This window comes from Paraburkholderia sediminicola, assembly GCF_046026855.1.
GTDB lineage: Bacteria > Pseudomonadota > Gammaproteobacteria > Burkholderiales > Burkholderiaceae > Paraburkholderia > Paraburkholderia sediminicola_A.
Map to the genome: position 1 here is coordinate 174,220 of NZ_JAQQET010000017.1, position 12,231 is coordinate 186,450.

The window sequence follows — 12,231 nt, forward strand, 5'->3', positions numbered from 1 at the left end:
CGCGCAAGGGGAGGCGTGACGCCGGGAAACACCGGCGAACAGACGGTGAGGCGGTCGTGCAGGGGCATGCAAAGAGACGGTGAAGCGGACCTGAATCCCGGTCCGCTTCAACGGGCCGCCTAACTCATCGACAGCGTCACACGCGTCCAGAGTTTGTAGACGACGCCCCTGAGCTCACTGGATCCGTGCAGGGATAGCCCCAGATTCGCCGCCGCCATGACAAGCGCCGCGGCGATCAGCGTTGGCAATGCGGTGATCTCTTCTGAGAGCACCAGTGCGACGACCAGAAACGCCAGATGGACCAGCATGTTGCGCACGATGGACCAGACATGCAATCGCGCGAACGCCAGCAGCACGGCGTAATCGAACAGCGACTTCATCACGACGACGACACCCGCGCCCATGATCCCGAACCAGTGAATCCCGCACCACAGCGCACCGGCGAACACCGGTAATTCGAGCCAGCTCACGCCGGCCACGTAGGCGGGGCTCGTCTGCGCCTGAATCAGAATGCCCAGAATGCCACACTGGCCGCTCAGCCACACGCCCAGCACGAGCACGCCGGCGACTGGCGCCGCGGCCGCGAACGTCGGCCCCAGCCATAACGTCAGAAAGGGTTTGAGCGCGAACAGCGCGACGATCACGCAGGGCGTGAAAGCGCCGTTCAGAAATGCGAGGGCGCTATGCGCAAGTGCGTCGGCGTCGGCGCGCGAGACGGCTGACAGGCGCGGGAAGAGTGTGCGCACCATCGCGATCGGCAGCAGGTTCAGACGCGTGATGAGGTTCTGCGGGGTCGCGTAGTAAGTGACGAAGCGCGCGCCTAGCAGCGCGCCGACCAGTACCCGGTCGAGCGTTGACCCAATCATGTTGGCGCCAGAGAACATCAGCATCCAGCGGCCATAGCGAAAGAGTTCGACCATCACGCGCCATTGCGGCATCCGTACGCGGCGAATTCCGATTGCGCGGAACGCCGCCGCGCCGAGCAATACGCCGGCGATCAGACGGGCCACTACCGCGGCCGGAATTACCACCGCGAGCGAGGCCGAGAAACAGAAGATCGACGCCAGCGGCAGCAACTGGAACAGCGCCGTGCCCAGAGTCTGGTTGATATTGAAACTGGTGAAGCGTTCCACTCCGTTGATGGCGCCGGCAAAGACCCACGAAACGTTCGCGATCGGCACGGCCACCGCGATCCACGGCAGGCTCGCCATCACTTCGTGCTGAAAGGCAGGCTCGATCTTTACGCCGTGCGTGATGTAGAGAAACGTGCCGAGGTACACCAGCAGGCCGCCCACGATGCCGGTCCCCAGATTCATGAACCAGGCGCTCCAGAAGATGCACTCAATGGAGTCGTCCTTGGCGGCGCGCGCTTTTGAGATCTGATTTTCGGTGGCGAGACTCGTGCCGAGATCGAGCACGCTGAAGTAGCCGATGAGCGTCCACACCAGATTGATGACCCCATATCGCTCGACGCCCATCAGATGAATATAGGCGGGCACGGTGACGAGAGAGATGAAGGTCGGAGCGATCGCTCCTGCAAAATTGATGAAGATGTTCTTGACGATACTTCTTTCCATGGTGCGCTTTTCCGGCGGGTGATGTCATTGAATGGTGTGATCGATCGTGGACGCTGTCGGTGCGCGGCCGCACCCAGCAGCGCGTTTGAAACGATGACGCCGGCCTGTCGCAGGTGTCGATATTGCGCCTTCGCCCTTTATTGATGTGTGTGTGGCCGTACAGATAGTCATGGTCCGGCAGGGTTAAATGAAACCTGACAGTTTTCGGAGCAGCCATGATTGAGATCACGAACGAGGCCGACCGGGGCAGTGGCGGGGCGCTATCCGCGCGTCTGATTTCCATCTGCATTCCCACCTGCAATCGGCCTGCCTTGCTCGAACAGGCCCTCGACAGCTGCCATGCGCAGACGTATGGCGAGTGTGAAATCGTGATCGGCGACGACTCGAACGACGACAGTGCGCGGCAAGTGGTGGAGCGTTGCCGCTTGCGCAGCCCGCGGCCGATCCTGATCCGTTATGAACGCAATCTGTCCAGGCTGGGACAGGCGGCCAACGTGAACCGGTTGTTTGCGCGCGCACAAGGCGCGCGGCTCGTCCTGCTGCACGACGACGATCTACTCGAACCGGACGCGCTGACCTGTCTCGACGAATGCTGGCACAAGCATCCCGAGTTGACCGCGGCATTCGGCAAACAGCGCGTCATCGCCGACGACGGCACACCGCGGCCGCAAGCCACCGAACGCCTGAACCACGATTATCTGCGCGTGCCTGAACGCGCCGGTCGCCTGCCGGTGCCGGCGCTGGCAGGCATCGACCAGATGTTCCCGAACAACGGCTATCTGGTGGATACCCTGGCCGCACGCCGGATCGCGTATCGCGCAGCCGCTGAGGTCGGTGAAGCGTGCGACTTTGATTTTGGCCTGCGGCTCAGTGTCGACGCTGTCGCGATCTGTTTCGTGGATGCGTTCGTGTCGGTTTCGCGCGAAACGGCGCTGTCGATATCGACCCACGCGCTGCCGGCGATGCACGCGTTTGCGCAATTGCGCGCGAGCAGCGTGCCCGTGGCTGCGCAGGCCGCGCGCGAGGACGCGCTGCGGCGCGTGGCGCCGCGCGCCGCATCCGCCTATGCCCGCGCCGGTGAATCGGCTGCCGCATGGCGTGTGCTGCTGTCGCGGCACTACCCGATGCGCGAACGGCTGCGTGCGCGGTTTTTCTATCACGTGCTGCTCGCCACCCGGTCGGCGTTTGCCTCGCGCGCGCCGCACGGCAATTGAAGGTCACGTCGGCCTGAGCTGCATCGGTCGTCGTGACGTGTAACTCGTTGAGCCGCATAAGCATCGGAGTCCGACCCAATGTGGGGGGGCGTACAGATGAATCAGACGGCGTTTGTTGTAGTGATCGAAAGCGGAGTTGAACCGCTGAGGAGCCAGGTGTGAGGCCAGTAGTGTTCGATGGCCGGTTCGGATGGTTGCATCCGGCGGAGGGGCCAAGTGGCGTGGTGCTGTGTTACCCGTTCGGGTACGACGCACTGTGCACCTATCGCGGCATGCGCAGGCTGGCCGAGCGGCTCGCCGCGCGCGGCATGCCGGTGCTGCGCTTCGACTACCCGGGCACTGGCGATGCCGTGGGAGAAGCGAGCGAACCGGGCCGCTGGCGCGCGTGGATCGACAGCATCAAGCACGCCGTGGCGTTGCTGCGTGAGACCACCGGTGTCGAGCGCGTGACGCTGTGCGGGTTGCGTCTTGGCGGTACGCTCGCGGCGCTGGCCGCTCAGGAACTCGGTGGCGTGGATGGCCTGGTGCTGCTGGCGCCGGTTTTGTCGGGCAAGAATTATCAGCGCGAATTGCGTGCGCACTACCGCAAGTGGCTCTTGATGCCGGCCGCGATGGATTGCGAAGCCGAGCCCGATACCGACGCATTCGTCGAAGCGTACGGTTTTCGTCTCTATGGCGACGCGCTCGAGAGCTTGCGCGCAGTCGATTTGCGGCGCGATGCCGTCTGTCCGGCCAGGCGCGTACTGATGCTCGATTCGCTGGACCCGGCGCGGGTTGACGCGCTGGCTGCGCATTATCGTGAACAAGGCATGCAGGTGGAGCGGCGGTCGTTTGACGAATACGCCAGGTTCATGATGGAGGCGCTCGATAGCGAGATTCCGCAGGCTGCGTTTCGGTCGATCGAAAACTGGCTGGCAGGCGCTGCTGATAATCCGGCGACGCTGGAGCGCTTGGCGGCGGATAGCGACGCTGGTTCCCACGCCGATCAAAAGGCCGAGCTTATGGCGGATCGCGTGAGCGACCCCACCTCGGGCCACCTCGTCGAGCCGGGTGTGATCGAAACGCCGGTGTGGCTCGACGGCGGCAGGATGTTCGGCATCTACTGCACACCCGAATCGCGCACTGCCGCCGCACCCGCGGTGCTGATGCTCAATACCGGTGCCGTGTCGCGGATCGGCAATGCGCGACTCGGCGTGCGCTTTGCGCGACGTCTCGCGCGGCAGGGTATCGCGTCGCTGCGTGTCGACCTCGGTGGTTTGGGCGACAGCGAGCCATCGCAAGATGCGGTGAGTCTCGATGCACTGTATGCACAGGCAGGCGCCGACGATGCCGCATGCGCGGCGCGTTGGCTGACGGCTCAAGGGCATTGCGGCGCGGTGCTGCTCGGCATCTGCGCGGGCGCCTTCGTCGGCTTGCATGCCGCGTCGCGTGAACCGGCGGTAATTGGCGCCGTGCTGGTCAATTTGCAGAAGTTCACGTGGCAGAACATCTGCGATGAACACGGCAAGCCGAGCGTCCCGGTAGCGGCCTTCGGTTCGACACGCAGTTACCTGCGCTCGATGTGCCAACCACGCAAATGGGTTCGCGTAGTTCGAGGGCAGACGGGCGGCATGCCGGTCGCGCGCGAGCTTGCGGCGCGCTTTGCGGCCAGATTTGGCGCAGCGCTCGCCGACCGTCTCGAACGTATCTGCGGGGTCCAACTGGGACCGCGAGAGGAGCAACGCCTCTTCACCGCCCTGCATGCGCGAGGTGTCCATACGCGTCTTTTATACGGTGTGCTGGACGAGGGCGTCGAGGAGCTTGAACGCTACTTCGGTGTGCGTGGTGGGCGGCTGCGGCGATTCGGCCGGATTGGCGTGGCCTTTTGCGAGCGCACCGATCACGCAATTCTGTCAGCCCGCGCACAAGAAAACGTGATGTCGTACTTCGAGGATTTTTTTCGAAGCACCTTCGACGAAACCCGTCAGTCCGAGTCATCCGTTAGCGGCGGGACGCGCCGCGCGTGGCTCGACTGGCGCCATGCGCGTACCACACAGTGGCTTCTAAAACGCGCACGCGCACTTCGTCTATCAGGCGAAGCGTAATGAACGCATCGGGTTGCCGATCCAGTGCGCTTCCACTTTGATGGAGCAAGGCAATGAACAGTCAATCCGAGTTGGACCGCGTCAACCGTGTCGCATGGAATTCGCCGGATGCGACCCGTGTATTCACGCTCGAGAAAACCTTCTCGGACCTGGGTGAACAGGCTGCGTTCGAGTGGCTCGCGCCGCGCTGTGCCGGTGAACCGTTGCTGGATATCGGCGTCGGCACGGGTCGCACGATTCCGCTGATGACGGCGATCTCGAACGACTACATCGGCGTCGACTACACGCCGAAACTGCTGGAGATCGCGAAGGTGCAGTATCCCGGGCGCGACTTGCGGCATATGGATGCGCGCGACATGTCAGCGCTGCCGTCCGGGCATTACGGGCTTGCGGAGTTCAGCTGGAACGGCATCGACTGTGTGGACTACGACGATCGCGTGGCGATTCTCAAGGAGATGTATCGCGTGGTGCGGCCCGGCGGTTATGTGCTGTTCTCATCGCACAACCGCGGCGGCCCGGGCTACCGCGAGAACATCTGGCAATTGCTGCCGAAATTCAGCTTCAATCCGCTCAAGCTCGGCTGGCGCACGCTGCGCTCGATGCGGCGCTTTCAGCTCGGCACGTTGAACTATGTGCGTCACGTGAAGCTGAATCACGACTACGGCAGCTACGCAGTGAAGACGGCGGCGGCGCACAACTTCGGCATTGTGATCGTTTATACGACGCTCAGTGAGCAGCGCCGGCAACTCGCGCAGATCGGCTTTCAGAGCGATGCGGTGTTCGGTAGCTGCGAAGGCAACCGCATTGCGGACGACGTGGCAATCAGTGACACGTTCTGGTTCCACTTCATCGCGCGCAAACCGGTTGCCGCGGGCCCGTTCGACTGACCGCCGCTCTTCGGGCGAAGGCGGCGCACCACGTGCGTCGCATACATAAAAAAACCAGCAGACCAGATTGAACACTAACGGGAAGCGGACCATGAATCGCATCGTTGAACCAGGTAATCCACTCGCGTCGACTGCGGGCGTCAACGGAAAGGCTACGCGTTTGTCGGTCCAGCCGGTGATTCTCGCGGGCGGTTCCGGCACGCGGCTATGGCCGTTGTCACGCGCGCGCAATCCGAAACAGCTGATCGGGCTGATGGGCGACGAATCGCTGCTCGAAGCAACGCTGCACCGGCTCGACCTTGCATTCGCCAGGGCGGCGGGTAGCGGGACGGCAGCTGAGATGCCGGCAGGCACTCCGCCGGGCATGGCCACGCCGCTCGTGGTCTGCTGCGAGGACCTGCGTCTGCAAACGCTCGAACGTCTCGAACAGTGCGGCCGGCCGGTGCGGATGGTGCTCGAACCGATGCCGCGCAATACCGCGCCGGCGCTAACGGTTGCCGCGTTGACCGCGCGCGCGGGCGCTGTGGCCGGTGACGATCCAATCATTGTCGCGGTGCCGGCTGACCATCTGATTGCCGATCATGCGGCGTTCGGCGCGGCGCTCACGCAAGCGATCTCTCACGCTGCGCGCGGTGCGATCGTGACGCTCGGCGTGCCACCGCAGCGCGCGGAAACCGGCTATGGCTATATCCGCACGGGTAGGGCGCTCGGCGCAGACGGGGCGCGTGCGATCGAACGTTTCGTCGAGAAGCCCGATGCGGAACTCGCGAGGCGCTATGTCGCCTCTGGCGAGTACTGGTGGAATAGCGGCATGTTCGTGGTGCGCGCCTCGGTGTGGCTAGCGGCCATCGAGCTCTGCCGGCCCGCGATCGCGGCGGCTTGCGCGGAGGCTTTCGAGCATGCCGCCGTGGATGGCGACGGCGCGCTGCATCTTGCCCGTGAGGCGTTCGCCGCGTGTCCTTCTGATTCGATCGACTACGCGGTGATGGAACGTGTCGCCACTGACGCGCGCCTCGTCGGCGTTGCAGTGCCGCTGGTGGCGGGCTGGTCGGATGTGGGCGCGTGGGACTCGGTATGGGAGGCGTCCGCCAAGGACGCGTGCGGCAACGTCGCGCGTGGCCGCGTGATGTTCGAAGATTCGGCCGACAGCTTCGCGCATTCTGAAGGGCGCCTCGTCGCATGTGTCGGCGTGAGCGGTGTGGTGGTGGTCGAGACCGCCGACGCCGTGCTGGTCGCCTCGAAGGATCGCGTGCAGGACGTCAGGGCGATCGTCAGCCGGCTGAAGGCGGAGCAGGGCACGGAGGCGCAGGAGCATCGCAAGGTCGGCCGGCCGTGGGGCTTTTACGACTCGCTCGAACGCGGGGAGCGCTTCCAGGTGAAGCGCATTGTCGTCAAACCGGGCGGGCGTCTGTCGTTGCAGATGCATCACCATCGCGCGGAACATTGGATCGTAGTGCGCGGCACGGCACGTGTCACGCGCGGCGACGAGTGCTTCCTGCTCTCGGAGAACCAGTCGACGTATATTCCGCTCGGCGTCACGCACCGGCTCGAAAATCCGGGCAAGACTCCGCTTGAAATGATCGAGGTGCAATCAGGCGGCTATCTCGGCGAGGACGACATCGTGCGCTTCGACGATCAATATGGCCGTGACCAGGAGAGCGGCCATGCAGGCGCGGGTACGTGACACTGACGACCGGCAGGAGGCTGGGGCCGCAACGTTGCAAGCGCCGGTGGCTTGCGCTGTGGGCGGCCGTAGCGATGCCGGATTCTGCGCAGGCGGCCTTGACGCATCCGGCGCGGGCACGTTCGACGAGCGCCGCTTCCGCCATGCGCTGGGGCGTTTCGCCACCGGCGTCGTGGTGATTTCGACCGGCAGTGGCGACGGCATGCACGCAATGACCGCCAATGCCTTCATGTCCGGCTCGCTCAAACCGCCGCTGATCGTCGTGTCGGTCGGACACCGCGCACGCATGCACGAGCGTCTGATGAGCAGTGCGATGTTCGGCGTGAGCGTGTTGTCCGATGTCCAGGAGCCTCATAGCCGCCACTTCGCCGGCGAGCCGCAGAGCCGGCTCGCGCCGCGCTTCGCGCCGGTGGCCGGTTTGCCGGACGTGGTGCTGCTCGAACACGCCGCGGCCCGTTTCGCGGCGCGCATGGTGGACCGGCATCCGTGCGGCGATCACACGCTCTTTGTCGGCGAGGTGCTGGTGTTCTCGCTCGACGAACATGCGCCACTGATCTTTTTTGGCGGGCGCTATGCGTCGGTGGCCGAACCGCTTTGAGATACCGCTTGGAATCCAGCTCACAACCTTGGCCACAACGCCGGTCGCCATTAGCGCCTGCTAAAGCGGTGAGCGCGTCTGGTTTTCTTTCAATTCGCCCGCGTTCTTACGTTCAATGACCAACAATGCTCGGCGGCAGAAGAGCCGCATCGTCGCGCCGGTCTTTTCGCGCCTGCCCGGCGCTGCCCCAGCGGGAGAAAATCAGACAATTCGATTCACTACGTGCGTCTTCGCACTATGCAAATTTTGCCGCGCAGGCACGCTTGAGACGCAAGCTTATGGCCCGTCAAAACATGCGGCGTTACACGGACGAAACAATTCTTCAGAGGGATAACCCTCTCAGGACGTTTCCCAACTGGCGCAACCGTTTCGAAGCTAGCAACGTATCGTAAAAGAGCAACTAGATATCGATAAAACGACACACCAGGGCTGCTTGATCAACAGGCTACGCGGGGGCAAACACCGCTTCGGGGAGAGTGTCATGGAACAGGCAAACAAGGATCGATCGCTGGTCAGCAAGGTTATGGATGGACTCGTGACCGGCATCGTCGAAGAGAAGTACGGCGCCATACTGCCACCGCAGGATGTGCTGTCGAAGGAGTTCGACGTCAGCCGCACCGTCATGCGAGAGGCGCTGTCGATGCTGCTCGCGCGCGACATGCTGGACGTGCGGCCCAAGATCGGCACGCGCATCCGGCCGATGAGCGATTGGCGCATGATCGACGAGGACGTCGTGAACTGGCGTTTTCGCGCGAAGCCCGATCCGCTGTTTCTGCGCGACGTGATCGAGTTTCGTATCCTGATCGAGCCGCGTGCCTCGGCGCAGGCGGCGGCGCGGGGCAGTGCGGCCGACATCGCGGCGATTCGCGAGGCGTTCGACGCTTTCCGCGTGATCCAGCCCGGAGAGCCAGGTTATCAGGCTGCCGATGAACTGTTCCATACGCGCATCGTGGTGGCGAGCGGCAATCAGTTCTTCAAGCAGATGGCGGCCATCATTCGTGGCGCGCTCTCGACTGTCAACCCGATCGTCAATCGGAACGATGGAACGTGGGATAAGGCGGTGAGCACGCATCAGCGCGTGGTCGAGGCGATCGAGCGGCGCGATCCGAAGGAAGCGGAAATCGCCTCGCTGGCGATGATCGACTACACCGCGGAAGAGATCGGCAGCCGCTTTACGTCGGAACCACCGGTGCGCGGTTGAGCGCGGCCGCCCCGGCGGCTGCTGAAGTTGTTTTCCCTGGAGAGACCTTGCATAACGAACGGCGGCAGTAGGCCTGCACGCGCGGCTTGCGTCACAATAGCGCCTGTTCTGAACTGCACGGACTCGAAGGAACGATGACAATTGCAATGCAAGAAGCCCCCACGGGCGGCATGATTCGCTGGGGGATCGTCGGGACGGGCCGCATTGCCCGTCGCTTTGCTCGGGGACTCGCCCATGTGCCGCGAGCGCAACTGACCGCGCTGTGGTCTCGTCGCGCTGAACCGGCCATGGCGTTCGCCGAAGAATTCGGCGGCGAGGTGTGCGCGAGTTTCGACGCGCTGCTCGCGAGCGGTATCGACGCGCTTTATATCGCCACCGTCCAGGACAGTCACGCCGATTACGCGATCGCCGCGCTGCGAGCCGGTCTACACGTGCTGTGTGAAAAGCCCGCCACCATCAACAAGCCGCAACTCGAGCGCGTGCTCGAAGTCGCGCGCGCCGGGCAACGGCTTTTCATGGAAGCCATGAAGCCGCCGTTCTATCCGCTCTATAGAAAGTTGCGTGCCCATCTGGACGCCGAGCCGATCGGCGAGGTGGGTCTCGTGCGCGCCGGCTGTTCGGTGCCGGGCGTGCCGGACGATCATCCGTCGCTGTCGTTCGAGCATGCGGGCGGAGCGCTGCTCGATATCGGCGTCTACGAGATGTTTCTCGCGGTCGACTGGCTCGGTGCGCCGCGTGAGGTACAGACGCTCGGGCGGCTTGGCTCGACCGGCGTCGATACGTTCGCGAGCCTGAACAGCCAGCATGAGCACGGCATCGCCCAGCTGTTTTGCGGACTCGACCTGCACGGCAAGGGCGACGCGTTGCTGATGGCCACGGACGGCCATGTCACGATTCATGAACCCTGGTGGAATCCGGCGCGCGCCACGATCCGGTACACCGATGGTCGTGTGGTCGAGCTCGACGAGCCGTTCGAAGGTGGTGGTCTGAACTACGAGACCGCGCATTTCTGCGAGCTGATTCGAGCGGGGCAGATTGAGAGCCCGCTGATGCCGCACAGTAAGTCGCTGCAGATGATCGAGATGGCCGATGCCGCGCGCGCCGCGTTGGGGCTTAAGTTCGCGGGGGAGTGAAGGCCGTTGCCGCGTTGCTTCCAGCGGCGGTGGTACGATTTGCGCGGGCGTGCGGACTCGAATAAAAAAGGGCACGCGCACCCATAGCTTTCGATCACCTTCCACCGGAGCCGCCTGCGATGCGCATGCTTGGAAAACTGTGGCGCGACAACAAGAGTCTCGTCGCCTTTCTGTTCTTGATGGTGCTGTTCCGCAGCGCCGTGGCCGACTGGAACGTCGTGCCAAGCGGCTCGATGTTGCCGACAATCCGCGAAGGCGACCGGATTTTCGTCGACAAGATGGCCTACGATCTGCGCGTGCCGCTCACCCACATCACGATCGCGCATCTGCACGATCCGCAGCGCGGCGATATCGTTACGATCGATTCTTCGGCGGCGCATGAGTTGATCGTCAAGCGTCTGATCGGCTTGCCCGGCGACAGCGTCGCCATGCGCGACAACGTGCTGTACGTGAATGGCGTGCGCGCCGATTATCAGCCGCTGCACCTGAAGCCGCTTCCGGGTGATGCAACGTCTCCTGGCGACTATCTGACCGAGCGCTTCGACGGTGTGACGCACACGGTGCGGCTTGCGCCCGACGCGCCGAGTCCGCGCAATTCGTTCGGGCCGGTGGTCGTGCCGCAAGGCGAATATCTGATGCTCGGCGACAACCGCGACGACAGTGCCGACTCGCGTTACTTCGGTTTCTTTCCGCGCAAGGAACTGATGGGCCGTACGCGTCACGTCGCGTATTCGCTCGACCCGGATCACTACTACAAACCGCGCTTCGATCGTTTCGGCGCACCGCTGGATAAGGCGTCGCTAGCCGCCAGCCGGTAGGCGGGTGGCGACGGGTGGAGCACTGGAGTGCGAAATGGGGTGTCAGGCGAGGGGCTAGCGGCGCACCCCGTGACGTGCTTAGTGACGTGCTTAGTGACGTGCTCAGTGACGTGCTCAGTGACGTGCTCAGTGACGCGCCGGCAGCGCGAGGCGTTTTTCATACCAGTGCTGCACCCACTCGAGCACCTGGCACAGCACCCAGTAGACCGCGGCTGCGGCGAGGTACAGCGGCAGCGGCTGATAGGTTGACGCGATGACTTCCTGCGCGCTGCGCAGCAGTTCGGTCACGGTAATCACCGATACCAGCGAGGTGTCCTTGATCAGGCTGATCAGACTGTTCGATAGACTCGGCACCGCAATGCGCAAGGCCTGCGGCGCGATCACGTAGCGCAGCGTCTGACGCCGCGAGAGTCCCAGGCTATAGGCGGCCAGCCACTGGCCGCTGGGAATGCCGAGAATCGCGCCACGCATGCTTTCCGACAGATACGCCGCCACGTTGGCCGACAACGCGATCACGCCCGCAGGCGTGGGATCGAGCGAAATGCCGAGACTCGGCAAGCCGTAATAGATCACGAAGATCTGCACCAGCAGCGGCGTGCCGCGGAACAGGCTGACATACACGCGCGCGATCCAGTTCAGCACGCGGTTGTGGCTGATGCCCATCACCGCGAGCACGGCGCCGGCAAGGAGGCCGAAGATCATCGACAGAACCGCGAACTTGACCGTCAGGACGGCGCCCTGTGCGAGCACAGGAAGCGATTGGACGAGCAGGGAAGTGGTGGACATGAGCGGTGGGTAGGGTTGGCGCGCAAAGTGCACATCATAAACTTTGGCGGGCGTTGAGGCGGAGGCCGGAGCGCCACGCAAAGTGTCGTTTGGAGCGTAACCGGCTCAGTCGGGCGGCAACCAGGCTTTACCTGCGAGCGATTTGATAGCGGCCAGGCGCAAGCGGAAAGCGCTTCAGCAAAAGCGAAGGGCGGCATCGTCGACGATGCCGCCCGTCGTTTGATACGGCGCGCGGTTTTTTTTAGGGGT

Annotated in this window: 10 protein-coding genes; 8 read left to right on the top strand and 2 right to left on the bottom strand. The window is 63.7% G+C overall.

Translation table 11 applies throughout. From position 1 onward, the window contains the following. Positions 1-119: 119 nt before the first annotated feature. Positions 120-1,577 carry an oligosaccharide flippase family protein gene (locus PQR40_RS20360; RefSeq protein ID WP_408509742.1) on the bottom strand — a complete coding sequence of 486 codons (1,458 nt, stop codon included), beginning with the start codon at positions 1,575-1,577 and terminating at the stop codon, positions 120-122. A gap of 215 nt (positions 1,578-1,792) precedes the next feature. Between PQR40_RS20360 and PQR40_RS20365 the strand changes: the two genes are divergently transcribed. The 8 genes from PQR40_RS20365 (at position 1,793) to lepB (ending at position 11,196) form a co-directional block, all read left to right on the top strand. Then, positions 1,793-2,791, top strand: coding sequence for a glycosyltransferase family 2 protein (locus PQR40_RS20365; protein ID WP_408509743.1), 999 nt, complete (start codon positions 1,793-1,795; stop codon positions 2,789-2,791). A 158-nt stretch (positions 2,792-2,949) separates the two neighbouring features. Continuing rightward, the gene (locus PQR40_RS20370; RefSeq protein ID WP_408509744.1) at positions 2,950-4,875 is read left to right on the top strand and encodes a serine aminopeptidase domain-containing protein; all 1,926 of its coding nucleotides are present in this window, start codon (positions 2,950-2,952) and stop codon (positions 4,873-4,875) included. Between the two features lie 53 nt (positions 4,876-4,928). Continuing rightward, a complete protein-coding gene (locus PQR40_RS20375; protein WP_408235471.1) occupies positions 4,929-5,762 on the top strand; it encodes a class I SAM-dependent methyltransferase in 834 nt (277 codons plus the stop codon). A gap of 91 nt (positions 5,763-5,853) precedes the next feature. Further along, entirely contained in the window at positions 5,854-7,446 is a 1,593-nt protein-coding gene (locus PQR40_RS20380) for a mannose-1-phosphate guanylyltransferase/mannose-6-phosphate isomerase (RefSeq protein ID WP_408235474.1), read from the top strand. Then, positions 7,427-8,044 carry a flavin reductase family protein gene (locus PQR40_RS20385; RefSeq protein ID WP_408235477.1) on the top strand — a complete coding sequence of 206 codons (618 nt, stop codon included), beginning with the start codon at positions 7,427-7,429 and terminating at the stop codon, positions 8,042-8,044. The genes PQR40_RS20380 and PQR40_RS20385 overlap by 20 nt, the downstream gene beginning before the upstream one ends. A 481-nt stretch (positions 8,045-8,525) precedes the next feature. Continuing rightward, complete coding sequence (locus tag PQR40_RS20390) at positions 8,526-9,245, top strand: FadR/GntR family transcriptional regulator (protein ID WP_408235480.1); 720 nt, start codon at positions 8,526-8,528, stop codon at positions 9,243-9,245. A 146-nt stretch (positions 9,246-9,391) separates the two neighbouring features. Then, positions 9,392-10,378: a Gfo/Idh/MocA family protein gene (locus PQR40_RS20395; RefSeq protein ID WP_408235483.1), complete on the top strand. Its 987-nt coding sequence runs from the start codon at positions 9,392-9,394 to the stop codon at positions 10,376-10,378. 119 nt (positions 10,379-10,497) lie between these two features. Beyond that, positions 10,498-11,196 (top strand): signal peptidase I, encoded by a 699-nt coding sequence (gene lepB, locus PQR40_RS20400; RefSeq protein ID WP_408235486.1) that lies wholly within the window; start codon positions 10,498-10,500, stop codon positions 11,194-11,196. Positions 11,197-11,322: 126 nt separating this feature from the next. Here the strand turns inward: lepB and PQR40_RS20405 are convergent, their stop codons facing one another. Continuing rightward, positions 11,323-11,982, bottom strand: a complete 660-nt coding sequence (locus PQR40_RS20405) for an amino acid ABC transporter permease (RefSeq protein WP_408235489.1) — start codon at positions 11,980-11,982, stop codon at positions 11,323-11,325. Positions 11,983-12,231 lie beyond the last annotated feature (249 nt).

Excerpts from the sequence above, each read along its gene's own strand:
- PQR40_RS20360 (WP_408509742.1), bottom strand. The coding sequence starts at position 1,577 with ATGGAAAGAAGTATCGTCAAGAACATCTTCATCAATTTTGCAGGAGCG.
- PQR40_RS20365 (WP_408509743.1), top strand. The coding sequence starts at position 1,793 with ATGATTGAGATCACGAACGAGGCCGACCGGGGCAGTGGCGGGGCGCTA.
- PQR40_RS20375 (WP_408235471.1), top strand. The coding sequence starts at position 4,929 with ATGAACAGTCAATCCGAGTTGGACCGCGTCAACCGTGTCGCATGGAAT.
- PQR40_RS20380 (WP_408235474.1), top strand. The coding sequence starts at position 5,854 with ATGAATCGCATCGTTGAACCAGGTAATCCACTCGCGTCGACTGCGGGC.
- PQR40_RS20385 (WP_408235477.1), top strand. The coding sequence starts at position 7,427 with ATGCAGGCGCGGGTACGTGACACTGACGACCGGCAGGAGGCTGGGGCC.
- PQR40_RS20390 (WP_408235480.1), top strand. The coding sequence starts at position 8,526 with ATGGAACAGGCAAACAAGGATCGATCGCTGGTCAGCAAGGTTATGGAT.
- PQR40_RS20395 (WP_408235483.1), top strand. The coding sequence starts at position 9,392 with ATGCAAGAAGCCCCCACGGGCGGCATGATTCGCTGGGGGATCGTCGGG.
- lepB (WP_408235486.1), top strand. The coding sequence starts at position 10,498 with ATGCGCATGCTTGGAAAACTGTGGCGCGACAACAAGAGTCTCGTCGCC.
- PQR40_RS20405 (WP_408235489.1), bottom strand. The coding sequence starts at position 11,982 with ATGTCCACCACTTCCCTGCTCGTCCAATCGCTTCCTGTGCTCGCACAG.